Source organism: Flavobacterium xylosi (genome assembly GCF_042787345.1).
Classification (GTDB): Bacteria; Bacteroidota; Bacteroidia; order Flavobacteriales; family Flavobacteriaceae; genus Flavobacterium; species Flavobacterium xylosi.
In genome coordinates this window covers 40,201-65,950 of the sequence record NZ_JBHZPZ010000002.1, presented here as the reverse complement: position 1 = coordinate 65,950, position 25,750 = coordinate 40,201, and the positions used below count along the sequence as shown (strand labels likewise).

The following is a 25,750-nucleotide window of genomic DNA, read 5'->3' as shown; positions in this document are numbered from 1 at the left end:
AAAATGGATATATTAAATACAATTGACGCAACCAAATTACCCAAACATTTAGCCATCATTATGGATGGTAATGGCCGTTGGGCAAAACAACAAGGCCTTTTGAGGTCTTTGGGACATCAAAGTGGAACAAAATCGGTTAAAGTAATCATCGAAGCTAGCGCTAAATTAGGAATTGAATTTCTTACTTTATATGCTTTTTCATCTGAAAACTGGAACAGACCAAAACTAGAGGTCGAAACTTTAATGAAAGTACTGATCAATTCATTAAAAAAAGAACTTGTAACACTGCAAAAAAACAACATCAAACTGAATGCTATTGGCAATTTGGAAAAATTACCAAAATCTGCTCAAAAGGAGCTTCTTGATGTGATAAATAAAACAAAGGACAACACAAAAATGACATTAACACTGGCGTTAAGCTACGGATCCAGAGAAGAAATAGTCAGTGCTGTAAAAAACATTTGCAGTAAAGTTAAAAATAATATAATTTCAATAGACACTATTGATGATTCAATTATAAATGAGCATCTTTACACGCAAAATTTACCGGATGTAGATTTATTAATACGAACAAGCGGAGAACATAGAATAAGTAATTTTTTGCTGTGGCAAATTGCCTACGCAGAATTATATTTTACTGATATATTGTGGCCAGACTTTAAAGAACAAGATTTATATGAGGCTATTATTAGTTATCAAAAAAGAGAACGTAGATTTGGAAAAACAAGTGAACAAATTAAATAATTTTTTAGTGTTACATAAAAAAATAGGAATAGCCCTTACCTTATTAGTTTTTGGAAGTTTTACCCAAATTAAAGCTCAAGATCGAGTACCTTTTGACCAAGGAAAAAAATATATTCTAGCAGATGTTGCAGTTGTTGGTAAAATAAGTTTTAACAATCAGACCGTAATAACTTTTGCAGGACTTCAAAAAGGACAGGAAATAACCATTCCGGGCGAAGAAATAAGCAGCGCTATTAAAAAACTTGGAAAACTAGGTCTTTTTGATGAAATTTCATTTTACATAAATAAAATACAAAACGATAGTATTTACCTTGATTTAAACTTAGTAGAATTGCCAAAGTTAAATGAAGTTAAGTTTGTAGGAGTTAAGAAAAATAAAACGGAAGGTTTAATAAAAGATAACAGTCTTACTAAAGGTAAAATAGTAAATGAAAATTTAATTACCACCACTAAAAACTACATCGAAAGTAAATACAAAAAAGATGGATATTACAATACTAAAGTAAATATCACTACCATAAAAGATACGTCAACTGTAAATCAAGTAAACATGCTTGTTACTATTGATAAAGGGGATAAAGTAAAAATTCACAGTATTGATTTTGTAGGAAATGACAAACTATCTGACAAGAATTTGCGTAAAGCAATGAAAGACACCAAACAAAAGAGTCTTTTACATGTTTTAAAAGCATCTAAATTTGTACAGGCAAAATACAAAACCGATTTAGAAAAAGTAATCGCCGCTTATAAAGAAAAAGGATATCGTGATGCCAGAATACTCTCGGACTCGGTTACTTATAATAAAGATAAAAATGCGTTAGCAATTAAAATAAATGTTGAAGAGGGAAACAAATACTATTTTGGGAACATTAAATTTTTAGGAAACACGGTCTATTCAGATCAATTATTGGGTAGAATATTAGGTGTTAAAAAAGGAGAAACCTATAACGGAGTACTTCTTGAAAAAAGAATTGCAGATAAATCTAAACCAGACGGTGAGGACATTACCAATTTATACCAAAATAACGGTTATTTATTTTCCAATATTAACGCTGTAGAGGTAAAAACCGCAAACGACACTATCGATTTTGAGATTAGAGTTACCGAAGGTCCATTAGCGTATTTCAACAAAATAACGGTTGTAGGAAATGACAAAACAAATGACCGTGTAATTTACCGCGAATTAAGAACTAAACCGGGAGAAAAATACAGTAAAGAAGAAACGGTAAGAACTGTTCGAGAAATAGGACAATTGGGATTCTTTGATCCGGAAGCTATTGAACCTGTATTTAAAAATGTAGATTCTGGAGCCGGAACAGTTGATATAGAATATAAACTTGTAGAAAAAGGTTCAAGTCAAATAGAACTTCAAGGTGGTTACGGTGGTGGAGGTTTCATAGGTACATTAGGATTGTCATTTAACAATTTTTCTGCAAGAAACCTTTTGAATAAAGAAGCATACAAACCATTACCTATGGGTGACGGGCAAAAAGTTTCCTTACGATTACAAGCCAGTACCTTTTTTCAAACGTACAGTGTCTCGTTTTCTGAACCTTGGTTTGGACAAAAAAAACCAGTACAATTTAGCACGTCTTTATCGTACAGCAAACAGTTTTTAAATAACTTTGTTACACAAAGAGTTGACAAAACTAAAAGTTTTAATATTCTAACATTGTCCGTAGGATTAGCAAAAAGACTGACTGAACCAGATGATTTCTTTGTATTGTCTCAATCTGTAAGTTACCAACATTATGATTTAAATAATTACAATACTGGATTATTTACTTTTGGAAATGGAACATCCAGAAACTTAGCTTACACGATAGGATTAACAAGAAGTAACAAAGGAACTAACCCAATTTTCCCTATGTATGGTTCAGAATTTAGTATTTCGGCGAAAGTGACGCCTCCTTACTCTTTGATGAATGGAATTGATTATGCTACATTGGGCGACAAAGAAGAATATAAATTAAAAAACACCATTGACCGATCAAATGCACCTGATGCAAACGGAAATACTGTTAAAATAGGTGACTATATAGACGCAGCCGGAAATAAGGTTTTCAACTATCAAGATGCCGCTGCTGACCCTGCACTAGTTGACCAAAAGAAATTTAATTGGTTAGAATATTACAAAATAAAGTTCAAAGCGGATTGGTACACAAAAATTTATGGTAAATTAGTACTTCGAACACTAACTGAATTTGGATTCCTTGGGGCATACAACCAAGATAGAGGTGTTGTACCGTTTGAAAGATTCTATTTAGGTGGTGATGGATTAGCGAATTTCGCGATGGACGGAAGAGAAAACATCCAATTAAGAGGTTATCCAAACAATTCATTGACACCGGTAAACGATACAGGAGAACAAATTGGAGCAACAGTTTATAATAAATTTTCATTAGAAATGCGTTATCCTATAACTTTAAAATCATCAGCATCAATTTATGCCTTGACTTTCTTGGAAGCGGGTTCTTCTTATAAAGATTTCAAAAATTATAATCCGTTTGCATTAAGTCGTTCTGCTGGCGTTGGATTACGTGTATTTATGCCAGCCTTTGGATTATTAGGTATTGATTTTGGATATGGCTTTGATGCTTTACCAGGAACAGCGAAACCTAATGGATGGGAAACACACTTTATAATTGGACAACAATTTTAAAAATGACATAGAATTTTCTAATACATCACCGTTATGAGAAAACAATTTTTATTTCCATTTTTAGCCTTTATTGTACTAAGCACAATGAATGGGCAAACCAGAGGTACCAAAATCGGCTACATTGATATGGAGTATATTTTACAAAATGTAACCGATTATACGGAAGCGAAGAGCCAATTAGATCAAAAGGCCCAAAAATGGAAGCAGGAAATTGAGGTGAAAAAGATAGAAGTCAATAAAGTTAAAGAGGCGCTAAAGGCAGAAAAAGCTTTGTTAACAAAAGAACTCATTGAAGAAAGGGAAACTGAAATCAAGTTTCTTGAAAATGAAATAATAGAGTATCAGCAGAAAAGATTTGGGCCAAATGGAGATTTAATTCAACAAAAATTAGTTTTGTCAAAGCCAATACAAGACCAAGTATTTACTGCCATTCAGGACATTGCTGAAGCAAAGAAATATGATTTTATTTTTGATAAATCTTCTGATTTGACAATGCTTTTCACAGCCAAAAGGTTTGACATCAGCGAGCAGGTTTTACGGGTACTGAATCGTACTGAAAAAAGAGAGCAGTTAACAAAAAAACAGCTTAAGGATCAAGAAACGAAAGAAAATAAAGAAGATGCACTGGATGAAAATCCAGTTTTAGCCGATAGAAAGAAAGCTTTAGATGAAAAAAAAGCAGCAAGAGATCAGGTTATTGCTGATCGAAAATTGCTTCAAGAACAAAAGAAAAAAGAATTTGACGATAGAAGAAAACAACTTATATCCGAAAGAGAATCTAAAAAAAATGGCACGGTTTCTGCCTCATCAAAAACAGAGGAAACAAAAACAACCGAAGTTGCAAATGACTCCACTAAATTAGCTTCAAAAAAAGTTATTGAGGATGCCAAAATTAAACAAGCTGACGAAAGAGCAACGGTTTTAGAACAACGTAAAAAAGTAATCGAAGATCGTAAAAAAGCGTTAGAGGAAAAAAAGAAAAAAATACTGGAAGACAGAGAAGCGGTGAAAAAAGCCAACGCTGAAAAATTAAAAGAAAATACAAACAAAAATTAATATTAAATATTTTAAAAACGATGAAACAAATTAAAACTTTACTAATTGCCGCTATACTATTCTTTGGCGCAAATCAAACAATTAATGCACAAGCAAAAACAGCACATGTTGATGTAAGTGAAATTATGTCTAAAATGCCAGCTATGATTGACGCTCAAAAACAATTGGAAAAATTGAGTGGTACTTATGATGCGAATTATAAAAAAATGGTTGAGGAATACCAAACAAAATTAAAAAAATACGATGCAGAATCTGCAACAGTAACTGAAGCAGTTAATGGAGAACGTTCAAAAGAAGTTCAAGATATGCAGAAAAGAATTGTTGATTTCAGAGACAATGCTCAAAAAGAATTGCAACAAAAAGAATCAGATATCGTTAAACCATTAATGGACAAAGTAAGAACTTCTATCCAGAAAGTAGGTAAAGCAAAAGGTTTTCAATATGTATTAGATGGCTCTACACTTTTATTAGCTGATGGTCCAAACTTGACTGCTGATGTGAAAAAAGATTTAGGTTTCTAAAAAATACGCAATTAGTTTACAAAACTGCTCACCCAAAATTTGGGATTGAGCAGTTTTTTTTGTCAAAATAAATTTTAGGATATTTAAATCTTAGCTCTTAACTTTGTTTTATGAACAGCAACAATAATCCAATAGGTATTTTCGATTCAGGAATTGGAGGAACTTCAATTTGGAAGGAAATACATCATTTACTTCCCAATGAAAAAACAATATACCTAGCCGACAGCAAAAATGCTCCTTATGGTCAGAAATCAAAAGAGGAGATTATTGCACTAAGCATGAAAAACACTGAATTCCTTCTCAACATGAAATGCAAATTGATAGTAGTGGCTTGCAACACCGCAACTACAAATGCAATAGAGGAATTGAGAGAAAAGTACGATGTTCCTTTTATTGGAATAGAACCGGCAATAAAGCCAGCCGTTTCACATTCGAAAACACAAATTATAGGAATTCTTGCCACACAAGGAACGCTAAACAGTGCCCTTTTTAACAAAACCACCGAGAAGTATCAAGATACCAAAATAATTGAACAGATAGGTCATGGATTGGTTCAGTTAATAGAACAGGGAGGAATCAATTCACCTGAAATGGCAAAATTGCTTCGCTCCTATCTTACTCCGATGATTGAAGCTAATATCGATTATTTAGTATTGGGCTGTAGCCATTACCCTTATCTTATTCCCCAAATAAAAAAAATACTTCCAACACATATCCAAATTATTGATTCCGGAGAGGCCGTTGCCAAACAAACCCAAAAAATATTAAGGGAAAAAACAGGCTTTTCTTCGGCCGAAAAAGGGGAGCCGATTTTCTATACTAATACCGATTCAAAAGTATTAGCTGAAATTTTAGAGAATAAATACACCTTAGAAAAAATTGATTTTTAATAAATTCGGTTTGTTAAACTTCTTCCTTGAACCAACTGGAGTACATTACGTAATTATTGGATATACGTTCAATTTCCCCTGCAAAATCAGATTGGTCGATGTCTTTTACCTTTTTGGCAGGAACACCGGCCCAAATAGACCCTGAAGCAACAACCGTATTTTGAGTAATTACAGCTCCGGCGGCAACAATAGAATTGCTTTCAATAATACAATTATCCATAACAATTGCTCCCATTCCAATTAATACGTTGTCATGAACCGTACAACCATGTACAATGGCATTGTGGCCAATTGAAACATTATTCCCTATAATTGTTGGGTGCTTTTTATAGGTACAATGAATAACGGCACCATCCTGTATATTAACTTTATTGCCTATTTTGATGAAATTTACATCGCCTCTTATTACAGCATTAAACCAAACACTACAAAAAGAACCAAAACTAACGTCACCAACAATAGTAGCATTCTCGGCTACATAACAATCTTCCGGTATAGAAGGAGATTTTCCGTTTACAGATTTAATTAACATGGATATAAAATAAAATTAATTTATTGCAGGACAATAACATTCGTATTTTTCAGGTTTGCAAAATAAATTGATTCCCAAAGTAATTTGGTGATAGCCACCGTTATCAAATTTCATAGCGCCTGAAACATGTGAATAAGTATAGGCAAACATGAAATTATTGAAATTTACCCCAACAATTGGAGTGAAATATTGAAGCCTCTGTTTAGAAACTCCGGAACCATCTGTATATTCAGCACTATCAAAACTTCTACGATAAGACAAGCCTCCCCATAGCTTTCCAAAATCAAAATCTTTGTAGGCTTTCATATTAAGATCAATTGATTTCTCTTTAGTCTTATCGACCAATTGAAATAAAATTGATGGTTCCCATAATATTTTGTCTTTATCTCCAAAAACATAACCCGAACTCAATAAAAATTTTCTTAAATTATCGCTTTCATATTCTGTGTAGATATCTCTCCTCGTTTCAATTGCATTCTTAACCGTACCATGAACATAAAAGTCTAAATAATTATAGGAAGCCCCGAAATCAGCATTGAAATAGGAATCTTTTTGTACTATGGTTCCATCGATAATAGGATCCCAATCTCCCGATTGCATAAACGCTGTTTCGTCTAATTGGCTTTGGATTAAACCTGCGCTAATTCCAAAAGACAATTGATTCAAATCTATTTCATCTCTTGAAAACATAAGATGATAGGCATAGGTAAGCTTAACCCCTTTTTGAGAATGATATCCATTTTTATCATTAAAAAGAATAATCCCTGCTCCTGCTTTTTCACTTACTTTTCCATTAAGACTTAGTGTTTGAAGTTCCGGAGCATCTTCCTGACCAAACCATTGTTTACGTGCAGTTAGCCTAATTTTAGCACAATTTGCAGCACCAGCCATTGATGGATGAATCAAATAATAATTATCTGACAAATAATCCGAATAAACAGCTACACCTTCTTGTGAAAAAGAATAGTGTGATATAAAAAACAGGAGTGCTAAAAGTCTAATTTTGTTATACATTGAAATACAATTATATAAAAGATTGTCTAACCAATAAAATTAACAATAATTAGCTAGATAACTAAATTAATGTTAATTTATTTTATTAATATTCAAATATAGCGATTCGTGGAAAATATCTTCACTAAATTTGTAGAAATTTACAAAGATCATGACAAAAGTTAGCATAAAAGAAACACAAAACCCTACCATACTTAAATTTGAATTCCAAGATTTCATCACTCAAAACGAAAGTTTTGAATTCAAAAACATAGATGAAGCTAAAGATTCTCCCCTTGCGCAACAATTATTTTACTTGCCATTTGTAAAAACAATTTACATCTCCGGAAATTTTATTGCAATTGAAAAATACAGCATTGTGGAATGGGAAGACGTTAAGGATGCCGTTTCGGAGCAAATAGACACATATGTAAATAATGGTGGGATAATCATCAATATAGAAGAACATAAAACAAAAAAACAGCCAATAACTGTTTACGGAGAAACAACTCCTAATCCGGCAGCTTTAAAATTTGTGGTTAGCAGAATGTTGACCAAAAACGCTATCGAATTCAAAAACATTGATCAAACAGGTGCATCACCATTGGCAAAAGAATTATTCAAATTCCCTTATGTGAAAGAAGTTTTTATCGATGAAAATTATATCTCGGTAACTAAATATGAAATAAATGAATGGCAGGAAATAACATTAGAATTAAGAAGTTTCATTAAACAATATATTGAGAACGGAGGAACAGTTCTAGATGAAAATTTCATTCAAGCAGTCACAGCAAAAGAAGATACTAAAGCAATAGAGTTTGATAATCTGGATGTGACCTCACAACAAATCATCAACATCCTGGACGAGTATGTAAAACCTGCCGTACAGGCTGACGGTGGAAATATCGCATTCGATTCGTATAACGAAACTGACAAAACCGTAAAAGTAATACTTCAAGGTGCTTGCAGCGGTTGCCCTTCATCAACATTTACACTAAAAAGCGGTATAGAAAATATGCTGAAAAGCATGCTTAATGATGAAAACATCAAAGTGGAAGCAGTCAATGCATAAAAACACAACCAACTGACAATGTTAATATTAAATTAAAAAACAGCCAATTTTAAATTAAAATTTTAAAAAATTTGGTACATTTAATATCTAATTTAACACCTAGAAATCATGTCAGTATTAAAAGTAATTGAAGTACTTTCCAATTCAGAAATTAGTTGGGAAGATGCAGCTCGAAAAGGAGTTGCCAAAGCGGCTACATCGTTAAAAAACATACGATCAGCATATATTAAAGACCACAGTGCAGCCGTAAAAGATGGTAAGATTACAGAATACAGAGTAAATTTAAAATTGACATTCGAACTCGAATAGATTAATTTTAATAAAAAATTTAGGCGTTTCATTCGAGACGCTTTTTTTTATATAGTTTAGGAGCTATTCCCGCTATTCGTTTCAATCTTTCCAGCCCTGAACAAGTTCAGGACTGCAAAGGATTTCCACTGCTAGCGGGGCTAAAAAAAAACCTACCTTCAGAAGAAACTAATCCTTATCTATTACAACAGATCAACAATCCAGTTCATTGGAAAGCTTGGAATTCTGTGATTGGCTACAACCCAAAAAATTCAGATCGCCCTTTTCAACTGAGAATTATAAAGATGAAGAAATATTATTTTACCTATGTTAAAAACAAAAGCTGTTTAACACCAAACACTGATTTTCAGCAAACTATTAACGATACATTAGAACAATCTTAAAAAAAATTGCTTAATATTGTAAGACTAATCAAATAAATATATCATGGGAGTATTATCATTTTTAAAGAATTTATTTGGCTCAGCCAAAGAAACAGCTGGTGAATTGGTCGACAAAGCCGAAACGACTTACGACCAGGCAAAAGAAAAAGCAGCACCTTATCTTGAAAAAGCAGAGACTTTTGCAGAGGAAACAATTGAAAAAGCAAAAGAAACGGCAACACCTTACTTTGAAAAAGCCGAATCATTTACTCATGATACAATAGAAAAAGTAAAAGAAACTGCAGCACCAATTATAGAGAAAGCAGAGGTATACGCTGATAAAACGAAGGAAGTGGTAAGCGAATATTCAGATAAAGCTGGAGATGCTTTTGCGAAAATGACGGGAAGTGCAAAAGAAAACCTTGACGTTGCAAAAGACAAAGTTGAAGATGTAGTGGATGAATCCAAAACAATTGCTTCTGAAACTGCTGACGTTGCAAAAGAGAAAGTTGAAGGTATAGTAGATGAATCTAAAACAACTGCTTCTGAAACTGCTGACGTTGCAAAAGACAAAGTTGAAGGTATGGTAGATGAATCTAAAACAACTGCTTCAGAAACTACTGACGTTGCAAAAAACAAAGTTGAAGATATAGTGGATGAATCTAAAGCTATTGCTTCAGAAACCGCGGAAACTATTTCTGAAAAAACAAGCGAATTTGTAAATGATGCCAATTCAGAAGCTGCAGAAATTGCCAAAAAAACCATAAATAAAATAGAAGAAGACGCAGATTAGCTATTAAAAAAATAATTAATTTGTATTTTTGCCACTGAAACTGAACCTTCTCCTATGAGAGGGTTTTTTATTATTAAAAAAAATGAACTTAGATCCTAATCAACTTACTGATTATGCCCGTACTTTTGTTAAAGTATTAATTGATTATTCCCCAAAATTAATAGCTGCATTTCTCATTCTCTTTGCAGGACTTTACACCATTCGCCTTATCAACAGATTCATTAGGAGCATGATGATAAAAAGAGATTTAGACCCTACGCTGACTAAATTTCTTTCGGATATTCTGCTTTGGGTTTTAAGGGTTTTATTATTTATAACTTTTATCTCAAATCTGGGAATAGAAACATCTTCCTTTGTCGCTATTCTTGGAGCAATGGGACTTGCCGTAGGCTTATCGCTTCAAGGTTCGTTATCAAATTTTGCGGGAGGGATGTTAATTATTCTCTTTAAACCATTTAAAGTTGGTCATACAATAGAGGCGCAAGGCGTTGTTGGAACAGTAAGCGAAATTCAAATATTTGTTACCAAATTAATTAATGCCAACAACCAAACCATTTTTGTTCCAAACGGATCTTTATCAAACGGCACTATCATCAATTACTCGTTGCAAGGATTCAGAAGAGCTGACTTAACAATCGCCATTTCCTACGACACTGATATCAAAAAAGCAAAAGACATCATTACAACCGTTTTAAACAACAATCCAAAAATACTTAAAACACCCATAGCTGAAGTTTCCGTAAAAAACCTAACGGATAACGCTATCCAACTTGCGGTAAGACCTTGGGCAAATAATGAAGATTTTGGCGCCATTTTCTCTGATACTTTAGAAAATTGCAAACTGGCATTTGATGCAGCCGGAATTGTTGTTCAGCCTTATGCAAAAGAATTTTCGAAAATATAATCCCGAACAATTTATTTTTTTGAAGTGGTAATCATAAAATCTTTTAAATAATACGGTTCAAAATAAGCGACATCTGCAGTGTCGCCTGTTTTGTATTTTTCAAAACTCAGCAAACTCATTTCCTTTGCAGACGGATACTTGATTTCATCTAAGAAAATAAAATTTTCTTTAGTCAAAACCGTTTTGCATTTCTCGGAACAATCACCCACAAAATAAACCGTTTCCTCTATATCATTAAAGGAATCTTCCGTGATTATTTCAGCCAAAATTGCTCGTTTGCGCTCTAAATTTGGAGTGAATATGGCACTGTAAACTTCCATTCTTCTGGCATCAATCATTGGAATAATTAAACCATTTGAAACAACTGCCTGGGAAGCTAACGTTTTCAAAGTATCAACTGCAATTAATGGAATATCTAAAGCATAACTGAGCCCTTTTGCTGCCGAAACTCCAATTCTCAATCCAGTATATGAGCCGGGTCCTTGACTTACTGCGATCGCAACTAAATCATTGACTGTAATTCCTGCTTCTGCTATGATTTCTTCAATAAAAACATGCAAGCGTTCGGCATGGGAATACCCTTCTTCGGCAATTTCTTTGCATAGAATTGTTTTTCCTTCTCTTGCGAGAGCAACAGAACAGTTTTTAGTAGCGGTTTCGATGTTGAGTATGTAGGACAAAATAGTTTAAAGTTTAAAGTTATTTTCAATCAAGTAAAAAGAGGCCCAAAAAGGTTAATGGTGCTGTTAAAAAATACAAAACACTAAGGTTGTAAGTCCAATAGTGATATTTTGATAATTCTTTGTTTTTTGCCTGCTTATATATTACAATCCCCATGATAATTGGAGCTCCAATAATTAAATAGAAAGTTCCAAGCGAAGCCAATACAGACCATTTCAAAAACAATGATGTCAGCACCACAAGTAATAATCCACCATAGGTAACGAAATGCACAAATATTTCGAGTATCGGTTGATTTTTAATTCCTTCAACAATCATTTTGTTTTTAATTTTAAAAAAACAAATTAAACCAATTATTGGAAGAAACAAATATATTATAAAGCCTGCAATAATTCCAAAAATCATAATTGTTTTTGTTTCTATTTTTCCAAAAAGTGTCATTCCGACAAAGGAGGAATCACATGATGATATTCCTCCTTTGTCGGAATGACAAACTTGGGTAATTTATTTTATGACAAACTAAATCACACTACAAATCTGGTTATAAAACTTGGAATTTTAGCTTTGCATTCTAAAATTTACAAAAAAAATTACTTCTTCTCCTTGTCTTTATCTGTTTTCAAAGTCACTTTATCACCAGAATTCAAATCCTTTGACACCGTCGTATAAGGACCTGTTATGATAACATCTCCTTTTTTAAGACCGGTTAAAACTTCAATATTCGTATCGTCTTGAATACCCGTTTTTATGATTCTGATTTTTGCTTTGTCCCCTACTTTTACAAAAACACATTCAAATTTTTTATCACTTTTAGGAGTTGCATCTTTGACTTCTGTTTTAGAATCTGGCATTTTACTTATAACTACCGCAGCAGTATCTGATTTTACGACCACTGAACTGATTGGCACGGACAAAACATTATTTTTTGTTTTGGTAATTATATCAACAGTCGCTGTCATTCCTGGTCTAAAAGGAGAATAAGTCAATGGTCTGCCTTCTAATAAATCTTGATATGATTCCTTAAGTATTCTAACTTTTACTTTAAAATTAGTCACCTGATCAGCCGTTAAAGAAGAACTTGCCGAATTAGAAATACTCGTAACAATTCCTTTAAACTGTTTTTTCAAATAAGCATCAACTTCCACTTTCGCTTCGTCGCCGACTTTTATTTTTACAATATCATTTTCATTCACATCTACTTCAACTTCCATATTATTCAAGTTGGCCACTCTCATTATTTCGGTTCCTGCCATTTGTTGCGTTCCTAGAACACGTTCCCCTAATTCAACATTAAGCATAGATATCGTCCCATCTGCGGGAGCATAAATAATGGTACGTCCAAGATTGTCTTTGGCTTCATTTACAGAAGCTGAAGCGCTTTGAACATTATAGTAAGCAGTTTGTTTTGATGCTTTGGCCACTTCAAAAGAAGCGATTGCTTTGTCCCAATCTGATTTGGATATAATTCCCTTTTCAAACAAAGTTTTGTTTCTGTCGTAACTTGATTTGGCTTCTTTAAAAGAGGCATCCGCCTGACTTAATCCAGCTTTAGTTCCTGATAAATTGGCGACTGTTCTATTTAAACCAGATGTATATAAATCTGGATTGATTTTTACCAGTAAATCTCCTTTTTTCACTACTTGTCCTTCTTTTACAGGCAATGAAATAATTTCTCCGGAAACCATTGAAGATATTTTTACTTCTATTTCAGGTTGAATTTTCCCTGTAGCCGAAACAGTTTCGATGATTGTTGACGAATCCACTTTGGTTATTTCTACCTCTTTTCCCTTATCTTTATTACCAATAACTCCCGTTTTTGAAAGTACAACCAATAATGCTATAATTACTACGACGCTACCAATTAAGATATAAATTGTTTTTTTTGACATGTTAAATTAGTTTTTGATAATTGGAATTCCAAAATAGAATTCCAGTATTTTAATTTTAAAAATATAATCGTATTTGGTTCTAATAACTTCAGATTGCGCATTTGACAATAAGGTTTGCGATTGGTTAAAATCAAATGAATTCATTAAACCAACAGCATATTTTTCTTTAGCATAATTATAGGATTCCTGTCTGGACTCTAATGCCACAATGGAAGATTCATGCGCATTCAAAGCTCCTTTTGCATCCGTAAATGCGGTATACACATTTCTTTGCAAATCTAAATCCTGTTGTTCTAATGCGATTTTTGATCTCTCTAAACTTACTTTAGAACGCTCCACATTATTTCTTACTGAAAACCCGTTAAATATAGGAATCGATAACTGTGCTCCAAAAGATTGCCCTTTATTATCGCTAAATTGATCAAAAACAGGCAATGCCTTTCCTGAAATTGGCGTATAATTAGGTTGCAATACATTTTGATTCGTTCCATCAACATAACCAACAATTGAAGTTGGCTTATTCGTATCTGGACCAAAACCAACAATTCTATCAGAATATCCAGCTCTAGTGTTAAAATTATAAAATGCTTGCAATGTAGGCTGAAAACCACCTTTTGCAATAGCCACATTTTTTTGAGCGATTTCTAAATTAGTTTGGGCAATTTTTAATTCCGTTCTGCTTTCCTTGGCCTTATCATAAATAGCTGTAGGAGTTTGGGCCAAAATATTATTTTCGTCTTTAATTGAAGTATCATCAATCACATCAAAATTTTCAAAGTCTTTTAACTGTAATAATTGCGCTAAACTTAATTTAGAAATCAACAGCGCATTATCTGCAGCAATAACACTTTGATTATTGGACGCTACAGTAGCTTTTATATCCAATAAATCCCCACGAGGAATGGATCCCGCTTTTACCAATTCTTCAGAACGGGTGTATTGCTTTTCATTAAACGCCTTTTGTTCCTGTTGCACTTTTAGATTTTCTTTATTAAAAAGGATTTGCAAAAAAGCGTTCGCAACATTTAACGCGACGTCTTCTTTCATTTTTAACAACTGATATTTCGCAGCAACTATTGAAAGATTGGCTCTTCGCAGTGTGTTTTGGTTTTGCATTCCTTTATAAATATCAATACCCACACTTGCACCTGCTGAAGTAAACTGCGAGGTTTGATTTCTTAAAAGTCCTGTGGTAATATCCTGATTTAAACCAATATTCCAAGAGTGAGAAGCATTAGCATTAACCGAGGGCAAAAAATTACCTACAGCTCCTTTTTTATCAATCATTGCCGTTTTAGAATCTAATTCGGTTTGCTTGATGGAAATATTATTTTGCACCGCATAATTTACGCATTCTTCCAAGGTCCACTTTTTAGATTGCGCTTGAGCTGACAGCCCAAACAAAACAATAAAAACGAAACTTATGCAACTCTTTTTTTTCATATTCATTTGATAAAAGCGCAGCAAAGGTACTGCACAAATTTAAAATTTTTTAAAAACTAATTATCTTTTTAAGGATTAACTTATTCATTTTACAATCAATTTATTAGGCATTAATTTTTAATTTAAATTTTATAAAAAGCTATAAATTCGCTTTTAAATTCAATGCTGATTCTGTTAATTTTTAAGATAATATAACAATAAGACATAATAGCTATGAAAATGTTACAGTTTAACCCTAAAATATAATTGTTTTCTTAATTTTGTTGCTTCAAACTAAAATAAAATGCTGAAATTCTTTTCAATACTGCTTGTTGTTCTATTTATCATATTGATTTCTGGCTGTTCTACCTCCCAAAAAATAGCGACCCTAAAACCGGAACCTGACGATGCCATTCCTTTAGTTTACGAAAATGTGCCTTCCTTTATTAATTTGCCCATTAGTGTAAAACTGAAGGACATTGAGAACCAAACTAACGCATTATTGAATGGTTTGATTTATGAAGACAACAACATTGAAGACGATGATATTGAAATGAAAGTTTGGAAACTGGCACCCATTACTATCGTGAACGACCATGGGCTTTCCGGAGAAAGAATAAAAACAATTTTACCATTAAAAGTTATCGTAAAATATAGAATTGGCACAAAAAAACTTGGCATTTCACTTTACGATACCAGAGAATTCAATCTAAACGGCGTAGTGACTTTGCTAAGCGATGTCAGTTTGACCAATTGGAAGCTAAATACAACTACAGAGCTAAAATCATTAAATTGGAATGAAAGTCCTACGATGACCGTTTTTGGTAAAAATCTACCCGTAACTTATCTAATTAAACCAGGTGTTAAACTTTTTAAATCAAAAATTGAAAAGAAGATTGACAGTGCAATTGAAAAATCAATGGATTTTAAACCTAACGTTTTGAAAGCTTTAGAAAAGGTTTGCACGCCTTTTCTACTGATTGACGTTTACCTAAGTTGGCTTCGGATTGTTCCCATTGAAATTTATTCTACTACCGCCAAATTGAAAAACGATACGTTCCTGCTAGAAATGGGAATGAAATGCAACATGGAAACTTTAATAGGAAGTAAACCGGAATCCAAATTTGATGCGACAAAAATCATTTTGAAATCTGTCACTAAAATCCACGAGGAAATAAACGCTACTATAGTTGCCGTTTCAACGTATCAAGAGGCTTCAAAAATAATGACCAAGAATTTTTATGGGCAGGAATTTGGCTCTGGCAGCAATAAAATAAAAGTACAAAACGTAGCCATTTGGCAAAAAAAAGGCAAAATGATAATCGCTTTAGACGTAATGGGATCTGTTAACGGAATCATTTATTTAGCAGGTTTCCCGCAGTATGATAAACAAACCAAAGAAGTGTTTTTTGATCAATTAGACTATGCTCTTGACACCAAAAACAAATTAATGCGCACTGCAAACTGGCTTACTCAAGGATTGGTTTTAAGAAAAATTCAACAGAGTTGTCGCTACTCAATAAAACCAAATTTAGAAGAAGGCAAACAAAGCATGATGAGTTATTTAAAAAATTATTCACCAATTCCAGGCGTATATGTAAACGGAAAAATGGAAGACATTCAATTTCAAAAAATTGAATTAACCAATCAAGCAATAATCGCTTTTATAAAAGTAAAAGGAAGCGTAAATGTATCCGTAAACGGGTTGAAGTAAACATCCCTTCCACTCCCCAAGGGGTGGGAGCCTTTCAGGCAAAGTGCTTTTTGATTTTTTTATTTGAAACTGAAGCTTAACTTTTATTCTTTCTCATTCGATAAACAGCATAACCAATACCGCCAACAAGCAGGTAAGGAATTACCATTAAATATACAATACCGTCATTTACGGCTGCCGCTTTTGCAGTATTTCCTTCACTAGTCAATGCAGCACGACACATAGCACATTGCGCATACGATGCAACTCCAAAAAACAGAAAGCAAAAAATAAAAAGAAAATATTTCATGCTGAACACTGAAGACTGAATGCTGAATACTAAACGCTGATTACTTAATTTATTGAACATAATAAGGGGAAATCATTAAATACACAATTACACCGGTAACGGCAACATATAACCATATTGGGAACGTAATTTTGGCAATTTTTTTATGTTTATCAAATTTAGCGGCCAAAGCGCGTACATAGGTCACTAAAACTAATGGAATAATAGCAATTGATAAAATTATATGCGTGATTAAAATTAAAAAATAAACCAACCTTAAATTCCCCACATTCAATTTTTCAGCAAGGTCTAATTCACCATTGTGATTTATGTCTCCAAATATGGAGGAATCGGTTGTCATGTGATACACAACATACAACACTAAAAAAGCAATGGAGCAACCAATTGCTGATTTCATCAGATTCTCATGAAGCGTTCTTTTTCCGTTTTTGATAGCCACAACGGCCGAGACTAATAAAACAGCAGTAACACCATTAATTCCAGCATATATAGATGGCAAAAAATGCAAAGGAGCAACATGAATACCAAAATCCCTAAGTTTTACTTTAAAAAGTATGGCAACAGCTACTGGTATAAGTATGGAAAGGATAATAATCCATTTATTATATTTTTGTTCGATCGAATTATCTTTCATTTTAATCTTTTAATAAAATATTAATGTCTTGTTGAATATCTCTTACTCCTTTTTTATCTAGACCGTCATAGTACAAAATCGGATTCCCAAAATTATCTTTTCTACAACGAATATTTCCGTTTTTATCTATCAAGGCAAACAAGCCAGAATGCTCAAAACCGCCATTTACTTTACTGTTTTCACCAGCATAAAGATTAAAACCCTTGTTAGCTAAATTAAAAATATAAGCTCTTTCACCCGTCAAGAAATTCCAATTAGATGACTTAACACCCAGTAATTTCGCATGCGCTTTCAAAACTTCGGGAGTATCATGCACTGGATCTATGGTGATAGAAACAATTCCGAAATTTGGATTCCCGAAAAATTTATTTTCAATAGCCAACATACTCTGGTTCATTTTTGGACAAATTGAAGGACAAGTGACAAAGAAAAACTCAAGAACATATACTTTTCCTTTATACGTGTCATTAGTAATTTTTTTATTATCCTGATTCACCAATTCAAACTTTGGAGCCGGACCAATTTTCACTAATTTTCCATCTTCCTTTGCAGTTGAACCAATCTGATCCAAACGATCTCCTTTTACGACATCATTATTCTGTATTCTTTCTACTATTTTTGGCACAGCATATATCCCAAAAAGCAGGATGATAAATGAAATCCCTATATATGATTTATTTTTAAGCATATTTTCTAAGAATTAAAGTTTTTTAGTGGCATTCTTATTTTTTTTGAGCGCGGCACGATATTCATACAGAATCACTTTAAAATCATCTAACATTTCATTACTCAACTCGGCTAAATGAAACGTATTATATCCTTCTTTGTAGTCTTTTTTCTCTTTTCTTCCTCTTAGGCTTCTTTCTTTATCAATGATATAGACATTTGGAGTCCCTAAGTTCTTGTCTAATTTTCCAACTAAATTTAGCTGATCATAATAGGCATTAATTTCCTGAGGAGTAGTAAAAAGGAAATGCCACTGAGAAACATCGGTAAAATCATCTAAAGCGTCTATAATTTTTTCGGCTTCATTTTCGGTTCCTAATGGACAAACTACAACAAATTGAAGGTCTTGGAAATCATGATATCTTTGGTAAATTTTTTCGTTTAAGTTGAAATAATTACCTCTGTTTTTTAATAATTCTGTGCCGGAAAATCCTAAAATAGTAATTTTATTATCCAAACTAACTTTTTCTCCATTTAGAGATTTCCATTGCCCAAAATCAGCAACTTTAGGAGTAATTACAGGTAACTTAGTAAAACTATTTATTCCTGAAGCAAAAAAAAGATAAGCAACAATAGGCAAAATAAAAAGGACAAAAAGAACGATATTTTTTTTCATTATTTTAATATTATTTAAAGTACAAAAATAAAAAAAGGCACGCAATGCGCACCCTTTTTTTGAATTAATATCTTGTTAAAAATTCCATTTGATAGTAGAATTCTTAAAAACCTCATAAATATAATTCCCTTCAGTCAAAAGAATGAAAAGCAAATATAATACTAGAAAAATTACTGGTAAAACAACTGCATTTTTTAAAGTACTTTTTTCGCCTTCCATGTGCATGAAGGCCCATACAATATAATATGCTTTTACAAGTGTTAAGATTATAAACAACCAGTTTAGTAAACTCATTGCCATAAAACTATTCATGTGAAGAACATCTGGTTTAATAATCCCAAAAATTACCTCAACAATCGTTATTACAGACAACAGACCAAAAACGGTCCAAATTCTCTTTGTATTAGAAACATGTTCGTGTGACATAATGATAAATCTAAAATTAAACTAAGTAGAAAAATGTAAATACAAATACCCAAACTAAATCGACAAAGTGCCAGTACAACCCCACTTTTTCGACCATCTCGTAACTTCCTCTTTTCTCGTAAGTCCCTACAAGGACATTAAAGAATACTATAATATTTATAATTATCCCAGAAAATACGTGAAACCCGTGAAACCCTGTTATAAAGAAAAAGAAGTCAGCAAATAATTTACTTCCGTATTCATTGTGAGTTAAATTGGCTCCTTCAACTACTAAGCTGGCTTGGGTCAATCTCAATTCAGAATCTTTTCTGGAAAGAATTGTTTTTTGCTTTTCTTTAGTGATCACCTCTGTTCTAATCAAAAGATCCGGGTGTGCCTTAAATCCAGCCTGAACTTCAGCAACTGAATAAGAAGGCAAAGAAGATTCTGACATGAACCATTTTCCTTTACTTCTTGTCAATTGTTCTCTTTCTTCTGGTCGCGTGGCTGCAAAATCAGCAAGAGCTACTCGATGCCCCTCTTTATCCACAAACTGAAGTAAACTACCTCCTTTTGTTTCGATTGCACCATATTCCCCTTTTATGAAATTTTTCCATTCCCAGGCTTGAGATCCAACGAAAATCATACCTCCGATAATGGTTAAGAACATATAAATAACAACTTTATCTTTTTTCATTTGATGACCAGCATCAACGGCCAAAACCATTGTTACTGATGAAAAAATCAAAATAAAAGTCATCAATGCCACATAGTACATTGGAGCAGATACCCCATGCATAAATGGAAAGTGTGTAAACACTTCATCGGCCAAAGGCCAAGTTTCGATAAATTTGAATCTAGAAAATCCGTAAGCCGCTAGAAATCCAGAAAACGTTAAGGCATCTGATACGATAAAAAACCACATCATTAATTTACCATAACTTGATTTCATTGGCTCATTGCCGCCTCCCCAAGTTTTCTCTTCACTATTTGCAGTAGTAACTGTCGCTTCCATAAAAGTTATTCGTTAAAAAGTTCCCAAATTTACGTTTTTTTCTTATTTAAAGAAATATAAAAATAAAAACAAATAAACCCACAATAAATCAAGAAAGTGCCAGTACATTGCACCCAGTTCAATTCCAAGGGTTTGAGATGAATTATATTTTTGTTTAAAATGATTATAAATTATAATAAGAAGAGAAATCACCCCACCAGCAAGGTGAATCAAGTGTACAACGGTAACAACATACAGAAATGTCATCGTTATTGAACTTTCACTTCCGGTAAAATAATACCCGTTTTCCACTATTTGTCCGAACCCAACAAATTGCAAAATAACAAACAATATTCCCAATGCTAAAGTAGACAAAAGATACTTAGTAGTGGCACTTTGGTTGTCTTTTTGAATCGCTTTTTTCGCTAAATGAAAAGTAACACTACATCCTATAATTGCTATTGTGCTAAAGTAAAATGCTGTTGGCAACTGAAAGTCTTTCAACCAATCGGCTCTAGATTTGCTTACTACATAAGCACTAGTAAGTCCCGCAAACATCATTATCATGCTCACCATTGCAAAAAGCAACAGTAACTTATAAGATCTTGCCGTTCTAGATTTGTGTTCTTCTGCGGTTGTCATTGTGATTTCCATAACTATCTTAAAAATTTATCAAATATATACACTAACTGTAACAAAGTAATATACAAAACACTCACCAGCATCAAGGTTCTTGCTGCTTTAGCACTTCTCTTTTTGTATAACTGCACTCCATAATAAAGCATCCAAAGACCTAATAAAAACACTAAAACGGCAGCTATCGGAGTAATAAACAACTGCCCGGTATAACCCAAAGCCGGTAAAAGCGAAGCTATAATAAGCCAAACCGTATATAAAATAATCTGTAAAGCGGTTGATTTATCCTTTTTCCCCGTAGGCAACATAAAGAAACCAGCTTTTTCATAATCTTCATACAAAAACCATCCGATGGCCCAAAAATGAGGAAACTGCCAAAAAAACTGGATCAAAAATAAAGTTCCAGCTTCTATCCCAAATTCTCCGGTTGCAGCAACCCATCCCAACATAAAAGGAATTGCACCAGGAAAAGCTCCAACAAAAACGGACAATGAAGTCATTGTTTTCAAAGGCGTATATACACTCGTATAAAGAAAAATAGATATTGCACCAAACATGGCGGTTTGAGAATTGATTGTATATAACAATACAATTCCAATAATAGTAAGAAGACTTGCAATAATCAAAGCTGTATTGGAAGACATTCTTCCTGCCGGAACCGGACGATTTTTTGTTCGATCCATCAATGCGTCTAAATCTTTTTCAATGACCTGATTAAAAGCATTAGAAGCCCCTACCATACAATACCCTCCTACGGCAAGTTTCAACAATACCATCCAACTAAAAGAATGAATATCAGTAATCCCAAGCATAAAGCCTGCAATAGACGAAAACACTACGCTAACAGCGAGACGTGCCTTAGTTATCTCGCGGAAATCAATGTAGACGGACTTTAATGAAAGGGTATTTTGTGTTGCGTTCAATGCTAATGTTTATTTGCTTTGTAAAAACTTTTGCAAAAGTAGTTCATCAAAAGGGATTTGACAAAAAACAATTCATAAAAAAGATTTTTTAGAAATATAATTAAAGCTAATAATCAAAATACCAATTAAAAACATCGGAACGTATACCCAATGTAAACCAATTCGTACTTTGATTAAATGTGGTTGCTGTATTCATTTCGGGATCAAAACTTCTGTAAATATAACTTCCAAAAAGTTTTAAATTTGTAGATGGATTTATCAAATATCCTCCTTGAATATCTGCTATAAAAACGGCCGTTTTATTCCCTTGCCCCACTTTTACTCCTGAATCAAAAGGTCTATTTTCATCATAATCCTTATAAATATTTCCTCCATAATTGTAACTATCATCAACCGTATCAAAATCCAACCCTCGAGTTCCTATTGTGAATTTCGCATCTCCAAAATACCTTCCTTTATGATAACGGGCAATCGCTAAAAATTCTTTGAAATTCCCTCCCCATTGATGTCCAACACTTTGATTGTTGTGTCCGTAATTTGTAATAGGATTGCTGTGAGAATACACATAAGGACGAACATGATTGTATTCTAACTGCAATACTAAATTATCAACCTTAAAAGCATTGTAATATTTAACCCCTAATTGGTATCCAAATTTATTTTTCCAGCTATTATCTCTTTCTTTAACATCCCCAAGAGAAAATTCATCAAGAATAAATTGTCCGTACGCATTTATCTGATTATTCCATTTGTACTTATAGGTCAACCCTAAAACGGCATTTCCACTTCTAGCCGAAGAAGCAAATTCAACCGAACGATAAAATATAATTGGATTCACAAAATTTACATCAAATCCTCTATCGTTCGTGTTTGTCCAAATTACCGATTCAAACAAACCAAGATTAAATTTATTCGACACATTCCAACTCAAATAATGGTTCGCCATGAATTTTGTGGCATACGTTCTTTCAAGTGTAACCTCCGGGCGAACATCTTTAAGCCACATATACGTATTGGTATATTTTATTTTCCAGAAATTCGTGTTGATTTTGAAATATGGATACGGACTCGCCCCATCACTTTCTAATAAAGATCGGTATCCATCTCCTATAAAATTCCTGCCGTAACCCAATTGCAAATCAAAATGTTTACTGGGAGCAAAAGTTATATTGGCTTCCGCCAAAGGAAAATCGTATGCATCCGTTTTGAAATTTTTAGCAATTCCCATACCCGGAATAATTGCAGGATTCCCACCCGCTGGCCTTATAGACTCCGCATAACGATTGAAATAATCCGCAAATCGCCCCTGACTTTCAAAAACCGTAGTAGTGAAATTAATTTGTTTCCCAATACCACCACGAAAATTTAACCCTCGTGTATTTACATAGGTGTAATCCGCTTCGGTCTGAGATGCTTTGCCAACTTGTAAATCCAATATCGGATTTAATGTAAACCAATAGCCTTCCCCTTGAATTTCAACCAAACTTTCGTTCCATAATTTCCTGGTCCACCAACCAGAAGTGTTTTTTTTAAGCTTATCATTAACCGTTTTAAGATCATAATATTTTGAAACCTCTGCATAAGTATATGGTTTGGATGCAGTATGATTATTACTGCCTACCTGATTTAAAGAAGCATCAAATTGAGAATAATAACTATGAGAAAAAGGAACATTCAAATGGCTTTCAAACTCAGGGTTTCTGAATTTTTTATAAACTATACTATCCAGTTCCGTTAATTTTTTTGTATCGTTTTTTACCGTTTCTGCTCGAACAAGTGCTTCAGAAGCTAACTGTTCCGGACTTTTCAACGGTATTGCAATTGTAATGGTATATTTAGAGTAGGTCGGTTTTCCATTATAAGTTGAAGGCTTAATTTTTGGAAATACAGCAAAGACCCTTTTTGTTTCTTTTATTAAATTTTCATCAATGGCATCCGTATAAATAACTTTGAAAGAACCGTTACTGTCCACTTCAAAAAGCACTTTTACATTACCTTGATAATTGGCTTGTATTAAATTTTCCGGGACTTCAAAATTTTGAAAAATAAAATCCAGCACTTTATTATAAAAACAAGTTTTTAATTCATTACTCTGCAGGTTTTCACAGTTTGGAAAAACAGGAAACCGCTCAGCAGAAGGATCTGATTGTAACGAACTGTTATTTACATCTTGTGAATAAATAAAAAATGAATAAAATAACAAAAGTATAGTTGACAAACCTTTTTTCATATTGCTTTTCTTTGTGAATTTAGTACTCAGAGTTTGAATTTTGCCCATTAGCAATTGTTTTTGCACCCGAAGTGCCTATTCTTTTTACACCCAACCGAATCATCTCAACTGCCTCCTCATAAGTTCTCACTCCTCCTGCTGCTTTAACCGAAAGTGGCGAAGCATTTTCCAGCATCATAATAATAGAAGGAATCGTGGCGCCATTAGGCAAATTGTTTTCTGTTTTATAAAAGCCAGTGGATGATTTTACAAAAACATTAGGAAATGATTCTTGTTTAAAATTTGAAACAACAATGTTTTTAATAAAAGCTGACAATTGTATAATTTGTTTATCATCAAGTGCAGCAACTTCTATAATCCATTTTACAACTTTACCATTTTCTAAACCTAATTGTGTGCATTTTAAAATCTCATCTTTTACCAAATCCAGATTACCATCTTTAAATGCTTCGTAATTACAAACAAAATCTAAATCATCTGCTCCATCTTTAATTGCCTGAATCGCTTCATCAAGCTTATCTTCCAGGCCTGACTTTCCCTCAGGGAAATCAATTACAGTTCCTATTTGCAAAGTTGAATTAGCCGCCGTAATCATTTTATTGGCCAATGAAACCATATCAGGGCGAATCATTATGAGTTTAAATTGCTCTTCAATCGCTTCTTGAATATTTTTCTTGACCACAATAATATTCTCAACTTCACTAAGCCCAGCTTGCGTTGCCGTTTTCAAATAGGTTGAATCCAGATATTGCTTAATATTCATTGTTCTTTTAATTTTATGATAAGATAAGGTCTAATCAGCAAAAATACATTTTAAATTCACATATTTTTACTATAAACATTTACTTTTTAAACTTGCAACCTCTTTTAACAAATCCTTCCTTGGCAAAGAAATGTATAAGTACAAAAAATCCCACCTAGGTGGGATTATACTATCTGCTAAATTTTATCTAACCTCTGATACTTACTAAATATTAGAATGACACAAACCGCTAGAATTGCACCTGTCATATTTGCCAAAACATCAACTACATCTCCTCTTCTGGTTGTTGTGCATAATCCTTGCACTAACTCAATTCCTATTCCAAAAAAAATAGAAAGTACAAATGACAAACCTAAAGGTTTAATGGCATTTGTACTGTTTATTTGTTTTTTTAAAAACAAAAACCAAAATAGGGTAAATACAAAATGAAAGCTTGCGTGTACAAATTTGTCTAAATAGAGTATACTTATACTTGGAAGATTACTTGATGGCGTTAGACAAAAATAAGCGATAACAACAGTCCAAGATAATGCAATCCAAAAATACAGTCCTTTAGGCACCAATAAGTTCTTTGTATGATTCGTCAGAAAGCAACGAATCAACTTCATCCATATTTGCAACTTTAATTTTTATCATCCATCCGGCTCCATAAGGATCCGAATTCACCACTTCCGGTGTACTTTCTAATGCATCATTAAAGGCAATAATTTCCCCTGATAAAGGAAGAAACAAATCAGAAACTGTTTTCACTGCTTCAACTGTACCAAAAACCTCATCTTTTTCTAAAGTTTGGTCCAAAGTTTCCACCTCAACATATACGATATCTCCTAATTCTTTTTGTGCAAAATGGGTAATTCCTACTGTTGCAATATCACCTTCTAAACTAACCCATTCGTGATCTTTTGTGTACTTTAAATTTGCTGGTATACTCATAAAAATATTTATTGAAAATTACTGTTTGAAAATTGAAATTTTATACCACAAATGTAA

At 33.2% G+C, this 25,750-nt stretch carries 28 protein-coding genes; 10 read left to right on the top strand and 18 right to left on the bottom strand.

Annotated elements, in window-relative coordinates:
- The first annotated feature begins 3 nt into the window (after window positions 1-3).
- The 5 genes from ACFX5E_RS01850 to murI all read left to right on the top strand — a co-directional run bounded on the left by ACFX5E_RS01850 (window position 4) and on the right by murI (window position 5,873).
- The gene (locus ACFX5E_RS01850; RefSeq protein ID WP_379853465.1) at window positions 4-744 is read left to right on the top strand and encodes an isoprenyl transferase; all 741 of its coding nucleotides are present in this window, start codon (window positions 4-6) and stop codon (window positions 742-744) included.
- On the top strand, window positions 677-3,406 hold the full coding sequence (gene bamA / locus ACFX5E_RS01845) for an outer membrane protein assembly factor BamA (RefSeq protein ID WP_379853464.1): 2,730 nt from the start codon (window positions 677-679) through the stop codon (window positions 3,404-3,406). The genes ACFX5E_RS01850 and bamA overlap by 68 nt, the downstream gene beginning before the upstream one ends.
- Before the next feature lie 33 nt (window positions 3,407-3,439).
- On the top strand, window positions 3,440-4,462 hold the full coding sequence (locus ACFX5E_RS01840; protein WP_379853463.1) for an OmpH family outer membrane protein: 1,023 nt from the start codon (window positions 3,440-3,442) through the stop codon (window positions 4,460-4,462).
- A gap of 20 nt (window positions 4,463-4,482) precedes the next feature.
- A complete protein-coding gene (locus ACFX5E_RS01835; RefSeq protein WP_379853462.1) occupies window positions 4,483-4,983 on the top strand; it encodes an OmpH/Skp family outer membrane protein in 501 nt (166 codons plus the stop codon).
- A gap of 110 nt (window positions 4,984-5,093) precedes the next feature.
- Entirely contained in the window at window positions 5,094-5,873 is a 780-nt protein-coding gene (gene murI / locus ACFX5E_RS01830; RefSeq protein WP_379853461.1) for a glutamate racemase, read from the top strand.
- Window positions 5,874-5,886: 13 nt separating this feature from the next.
- Here murI and ACFX5E_RS01825 read toward each other — a convergent pair whose 3' ends face one another.
- Window positions 5,887-6,405: a gamma carbonic anhydrase family protein gene (locus tag ACFX5E_RS01825; protein ID WP_379853460.1), complete on the bottom strand. Its 519-nt coding sequence runs from the start codon at window positions 6,403-6,405 to the stop codon at window positions 5,887-5,889.
- Window positions 6,406-6,420: 15 nt separating this feature from the next.
- Window positions 6,421-7,419: a PorP/SprF family type IX secretion system membrane protein gene (locus ACFX5E_RS01820; RefSeq protein ID WP_379853459.1), complete on the bottom strand. Its 999-nt coding sequence runs from the start codon at window positions 7,417-7,419 to the stop codon at window positions 6,421-6,423.
- Window positions 7,420-7,570: 151 nt separating this feature from the next.
- Here ACFX5E_RS01820 and ACFX5E_RS01815 point away from each other — a divergent pair, with 151 nt between their 5' ends.
- The 4 genes from ACFX5E_RS01815 to ACFX5E_RS01800 all read left to right on the top strand — a co-directional run bounded on the left by ACFX5E_RS01815 (window position 7,571) and on the right by ACFX5E_RS01800 (window position 10,838).
- Complete coding sequence (locus tag ACFX5E_RS01815; protein ID WP_379853458.1) at window positions 7,571-8,470, top strand: NifU family protein; 900 nt, start codon at window positions 7,571-7,573, stop codon at window positions 8,468-8,470.
- A 108-nt stretch (window positions 8,471-8,578) separates the two neighbouring features.
- Complete coding sequence (locus tag ACFX5E_RS01810) at window positions 8,579-8,779, top strand: dodecin family protein (protein WP_073204318.1); 201 nt, start codon at window positions 8,579-8,581, stop codon at window positions 8,777-8,779.
- A gap of 426 nt (window positions 8,780-9,205) precedes the next feature.
- Window positions 9,206-9,934: a hypothetical protein gene (locus ACFX5E_RS01805; RefSeq protein ID WP_379853457.1), complete on the top strand. Its 729-nt coding sequence runs from the start codon at window positions 9,206-9,208 to the stop codon at window positions 9,932-9,934.
- Between the two features lie 82 nt (window positions 9,935-10,016).
- Window positions 10,017-10,838 carry a mechanosensitive ion channel family protein gene (locus ACFX5E_RS01800; RefSeq protein ID WP_379853456.1) on the top strand — a complete coding sequence of 274 codons (822 nt, stop codon included), beginning with the start codon at window positions 10,017-10,019 and terminating at the stop codon, window positions 10,836-10,838.
- Between the two features lie 11 nt (window positions 10,839-10,849).
- Here the strand turns inward: ACFX5E_RS01800 and tsaB are convergent, their stop codons facing one another.
- The 4 genes from tsaB to ACFX5E_RS01780 all read right to left on the bottom strand — a co-directional run bounded on the left by tsaB (window position 10,850) and on the right by ACFX5E_RS01780 (window position 14,851).
- Entirely contained in the window at window positions 10,850-11,518 is a 669-nt protein-coding gene (tsaB, locus tag ACFX5E_RS01795) for a tRNA (adenosine(37)-N6)-threonylcarbamoyltransferase complex dimerization subunit type 1 TsaB (protein ID WP_379853455.1), read from the bottom strand.
- A gap of 25 nt (window positions 11,519-11,543) precedes the next feature.
- Entirely contained in the window at window positions 11,544-11,924 is a 381-nt protein-coding gene (locus tag ACFX5E_RS01790; protein WP_379853454.1) for a hypothetical protein, read from the bottom strand.
- Between the two features lie 185 nt (window positions 11,925-12,109).
- Entirely contained in the window at window positions 12,110-13,408 is a 1,299-nt protein-coding gene (locus ACFX5E_RS01785) for an efflux RND transporter periplasmic adaptor subunit (RefSeq protein WP_379853453.1), read from the bottom strand.
- A 6-nt stretch (window positions 13,409-13,414) separates the two neighbouring features.
- Window positions 13,415-14,851, bottom strand: coding sequence for a TolC family protein (locus ACFX5E_RS01780; RefSeq protein ID WP_379853452.1), 1,437 nt, complete (start codon window positions 14,849-14,851; stop codon window positions 13,415-13,417).
- 283 nt (window positions 14,852-15,134) lie between these two features.
- Here ACFX5E_RS01780 and ACFX5E_RS01775 point away from each other — a divergent pair, with 283 nt between their 5' ends.
- Complete coding sequence (locus tag ACFX5E_RS01775) at window positions 15,135-16,544, top strand: DUF4403 family protein (RefSeq protein WP_379853451.1); 1,410 nt, start codon at window positions 15,135-15,137, stop codon at window positions 16,542-16,544.
- 76 nt (window positions 16,545-16,620) lie between these two features.
- On the opposite strand, the gene ACFX5E_RS01770 is transcribed toward ACFX5E_RS01775, so the two are convergent.
- The 12 genes from ACFX5E_RS01770 to gcvH all read right to left on the bottom strand — a co-directional run bounded on the left by ACFX5E_RS01770 (window position 16,621) and on the right by gcvH (window position 25,693).
- Window positions 16,621-16,833, bottom strand: a complete 213-nt coding sequence (locus tag ACFX5E_RS01770; RefSeq protein WP_379853450.1) for a hypothetical protein — start codon at window positions 16,831-16,833, stop codon at window positions 16,621-16,623.
- A 49-nt stretch (window positions 16,834-16,882) separates the two neighbouring features.
- The gene (locus ACFX5E_RS01765) at window positions 16,883-17,467 is read right to left on the bottom strand and encodes a DUF420 domain-containing protein (RefSeq protein ID WP_379853449.1); all 585 of its coding nucleotides are present in this window, start codon (window positions 17,465-17,467) and stop codon (window positions 16,883-16,885) included.
- A 1-nt stretch (window position 17,468) separates the two neighbouring features.
- Window positions 17,469-18,155 (bottom strand): SCO family protein, encoded by a 687-nt coding sequence (locus ACFX5E_RS01760; protein WP_379853448.1) that lies wholly within the window; start codon window positions 18,153-18,155, stop codon window positions 17,469-17,471.
- A 12-nt stretch (window positions 18,156-18,167) separates the two neighbouring features.
- Window positions 18,168-18,809 (bottom strand): hypothetical protein, encoded by a 642-nt coding sequence (locus tag ACFX5E_RS01755; RefSeq protein ID WP_379853447.1) that lies wholly within the window; start codon window positions 18,807-18,809, stop codon window positions 18,168-18,170.
- A gap of 75 nt (window positions 18,810-18,884) precedes the next feature.
- Window positions 18,885-19,235 carry a cytochrome C oxidase subunit IV family protein gene (locus ACFX5E_RS01750; protein WP_379853446.1) on the bottom strand — a complete coding sequence of 117 codons (351 nt, stop codon included), beginning with the start codon at window positions 19,233-19,235 and terminating at the stop codon, window positions 18,885-18,887.
- Window positions 19,236-19,251: 16 nt separating this feature from the next.
- Window positions 19,252-20,229 carry a cytochrome c oxidase subunit 3 gene (locus tag ACFX5E_RS01745; RefSeq protein ID WP_379853445.1) on the bottom strand — a complete coding sequence of 326 codons (978 nt, stop codon included), beginning with the start codon at window positions 20,227-20,229 and terminating at the stop codon, window positions 19,252-19,254.
- A gap of 42 nt (window positions 20,230-20,271) precedes the next feature.
- Entirely contained in the window at window positions 20,272-20,862 is a 591-nt protein-coding gene (locus ACFX5E_RS01740) for a cytochrome c oxidase subunit 3 (protein ID WP_379853444.1), read from the bottom strand.
- A gap of 2 nt (window positions 20,863-20,864) precedes the next feature.
- A complete protein-coding gene (cyoE, locus tag ACFX5E_RS01735; RefSeq protein ID WP_379853443.1) occupies window positions 20,865-21,767 on the bottom strand; it encodes a heme o synthase in 903 nt (300 codons plus the stop codon).
- A 106-nt stretch (window positions 21,768-21,873) separates the two neighbouring features.
- Window positions 21,874-23,997 (bottom strand): energy transducer TonB, encoded by a 2,124-nt coding sequence (locus ACFX5E_RS01730; RefSeq protein WP_379853660.1) that lies wholly within the window; start codon window positions 23,995-23,997, stop codon window positions 21,874-21,876.
- Window positions 23,998-24,016: 19 nt separating this feature from the next.
- Window positions 24,017-24,760, bottom strand: a complete 744-nt coding sequence (gene deoC, locus ACFX5E_RS01725; RefSeq protein ID WP_379853442.1) for a deoxyribose-phosphate aldolase — start codon at window positions 24,758-24,760, stop codon at window positions 24,017-24,019.
- A 176-nt stretch (window positions 24,761-24,936) separates the two neighbouring features.
- Window positions 24,937-25,320 carry a VanZ family protein gene (locus tag ACFX5E_RS01720; protein ID WP_379853441.1) on the bottom strand — a complete coding sequence of 128 codons (384 nt, stop codon included), beginning with the start codon at window positions 25,318-25,320 and terminating at the stop codon, window positions 24,937-24,939.
- Window positions 25,313-25,693, bottom strand: a complete 381-nt coding sequence (gene gcvH, locus ACFX5E_RS01715) for a glycine cleavage system protein GcvH (RefSeq protein WP_379853440.1) — start codon at window positions 25,691-25,693, stop codon at window positions 25,313-25,315. Before gcvH ends, ACFX5E_RS01720 begins: the two co-directional genes overlap by 8 nt.
- Window positions 25,694-25,750: the final 57 nt, after the last annotated feature.

Excerpts from the sequence above, each read along its gene's own strand:
- ACFX5E_RS01850 (WP_379853465.1), top strand. The coding sequence starts at position 4 with ATGGATATATTAAATACAATTGACGCAACCAAATTACCCAAACATTTA.
- bamA (WP_379853464.1), top strand. The coding sequence starts at position 677 with ATGAGGCTATTATTAGTTATCAAAAAAGAGAACGTAGATTTGGAAAAA.
- ACFX5E_RS01840 (WP_379853463.1), top strand. The coding sequence starts at position 3,440 with ATGAGAAAACAATTTTTATTTCCATTTTTAGCCTTTATTGTACTAAGC.
- ACFX5E_RS01835 (WP_379853462.1), top strand. The coding sequence starts at position 4,483 with ATGAAACAAATTAAAACTTTACTAATTGCCGCTATACTATTCTTTGGC.
- murI (WP_379853461.1), top strand. The coding sequence starts at position 5,094 with ATGAACAGCAACAATAATCCAATAGGTATTTTCGATTCAGGAATTGGA.
- ACFX5E_RS01825 (WP_379853460.1), bottom strand. The coding sequence starts at position 6,405 with ATGTTAATTAAATCTGTAAACGGAAAATCTCCTTCTATACCGGAAGAT.
- ACFX5E_RS01820 (WP_379853459.1), bottom strand. The coding sequence starts at position 7,419 with ATGTATAACAAAATTAGACTTTTAGCACTCCTGTTTTTTATATCACAC.
- ACFX5E_RS01815 (WP_379853458.1), top strand. The coding sequence starts at position 7,571 with ATGACAAAAGTTAGCATAAAAGAAACACAAAACCCTACCATACTTAAA.
- ACFX5E_RS01810 (WP_073204318.1), top strand. The coding sequence starts at position 8,579 with ATGTCAGTATTAAAAGTAATTGAAGTACTTTCCAATTCAGAAATTAGT.
- ACFX5E_RS01805 (WP_379853457.1), top strand. The coding sequence starts at position 9,206 with ATGGGAGTATTATCATTTTTAAAGAATTTATTTGGCTCAGCCAAAGAA.
- ACFX5E_RS01800 (WP_379853456.1), top strand. The coding sequence starts at position 10,017 with ATGAACTTAGATCCTAATCAACTTACTGATTATGCCCGTACTTTTGTT.
- ACFX5E_RS01790 (WP_379853454.1), bottom strand. The coding sequence starts at position 11,924 with ATGATTTTTGGAATTATTGCAGGCTTTATAATATATTTGTTTCTTCCA.
- ACFX5E_RS01785 (WP_379853453.1), bottom strand. The coding sequence starts at position 13,408 with ATGTCAAAAAAAACAATTTATATCTTAATTGGTAGCGTCGTAGTAATT.
- ACFX5E_RS01780 (WP_379853452.1), bottom strand. The coding sequence starts at position 14,851 with ATGAAAAAAAAGAGTTGCATAAGTTTCGTTTTTATTGTTTTGTTTGGG.
- ACFX5E_RS01775 (WP_379853451.1), top strand. The coding sequence starts at position 15,135 with ATGCTGAAATTCTTTTCAATACTGCTTGTTGTTCTATTTATCATATTG.
- ACFX5E_RS01770 (WP_379853450.1), bottom strand. The coding sequence starts at position 16,833 with ATGAAATATTTTCTTTTTATTTTTTGCTTTCTGTTTTTTGGAGTTGCA.
- ACFX5E_RS01765 (WP_379853449.1), bottom strand. The coding sequence starts at position 17,467 with ATGAAAGATAATTCGATCGAACAAAAATATAATAAATGGATTATTATC.
- ACFX5E_RS01760 (WP_379853448.1), bottom strand. The coding sequence starts at position 18,155 with ATGCTTAAAAATAAATCATATATAGGGATTTCATTTATCATCCTGCTT.
- ACFX5E_RS01755 (WP_379853447.1), bottom strand. The coding sequence starts at position 18,809 with ATGAAAAAAAATATCGTTCTTTTTGTCCTTTTTATTTTGCCTATTGTT.
- ACFX5E_RS01750 (WP_379853446.1), bottom strand. The coding sequence starts at position 19,235 with ATGTCACACGAACATGTTTCTAATACAAAGAGAATTTGGACCGTTTTT.
- ACFX5E_RS01745 (WP_379853445.1), bottom strand. The coding sequence starts at position 20,229 with ATGGAAGCGACAGTTACTACTGCAAATAGTGAAGAGAAAACTTGGGGA.
- ACFX5E_RS01740 (WP_379853444.1), bottom strand. The coding sequence starts at position 20,862 with ATGGAAATCACAATGACAACCGCAGAAGAACACAAATCTAGAACGGCA.
- ACFX5E_RS01730 (WP_379853660.1), bottom strand. The coding sequence starts at position 23,997 with ATGAAAAAAGGTTTGTCAACTATACTTTTGTTATTTTATTCATTTTTT.
- deoC (WP_379853442.1), bottom strand. The coding sequence starts at position 24,760 with ATGAATATTAAGCAATATCTGGATTCAACCTATTTGAAAACGGCAACG.
- gcvH (WP_379853440.1), bottom strand. The coding sequence starts at position 25,693 with ATGAGTATACCAGCAAATTTAAAGTACACAAAAGATCACGAATGGGTT.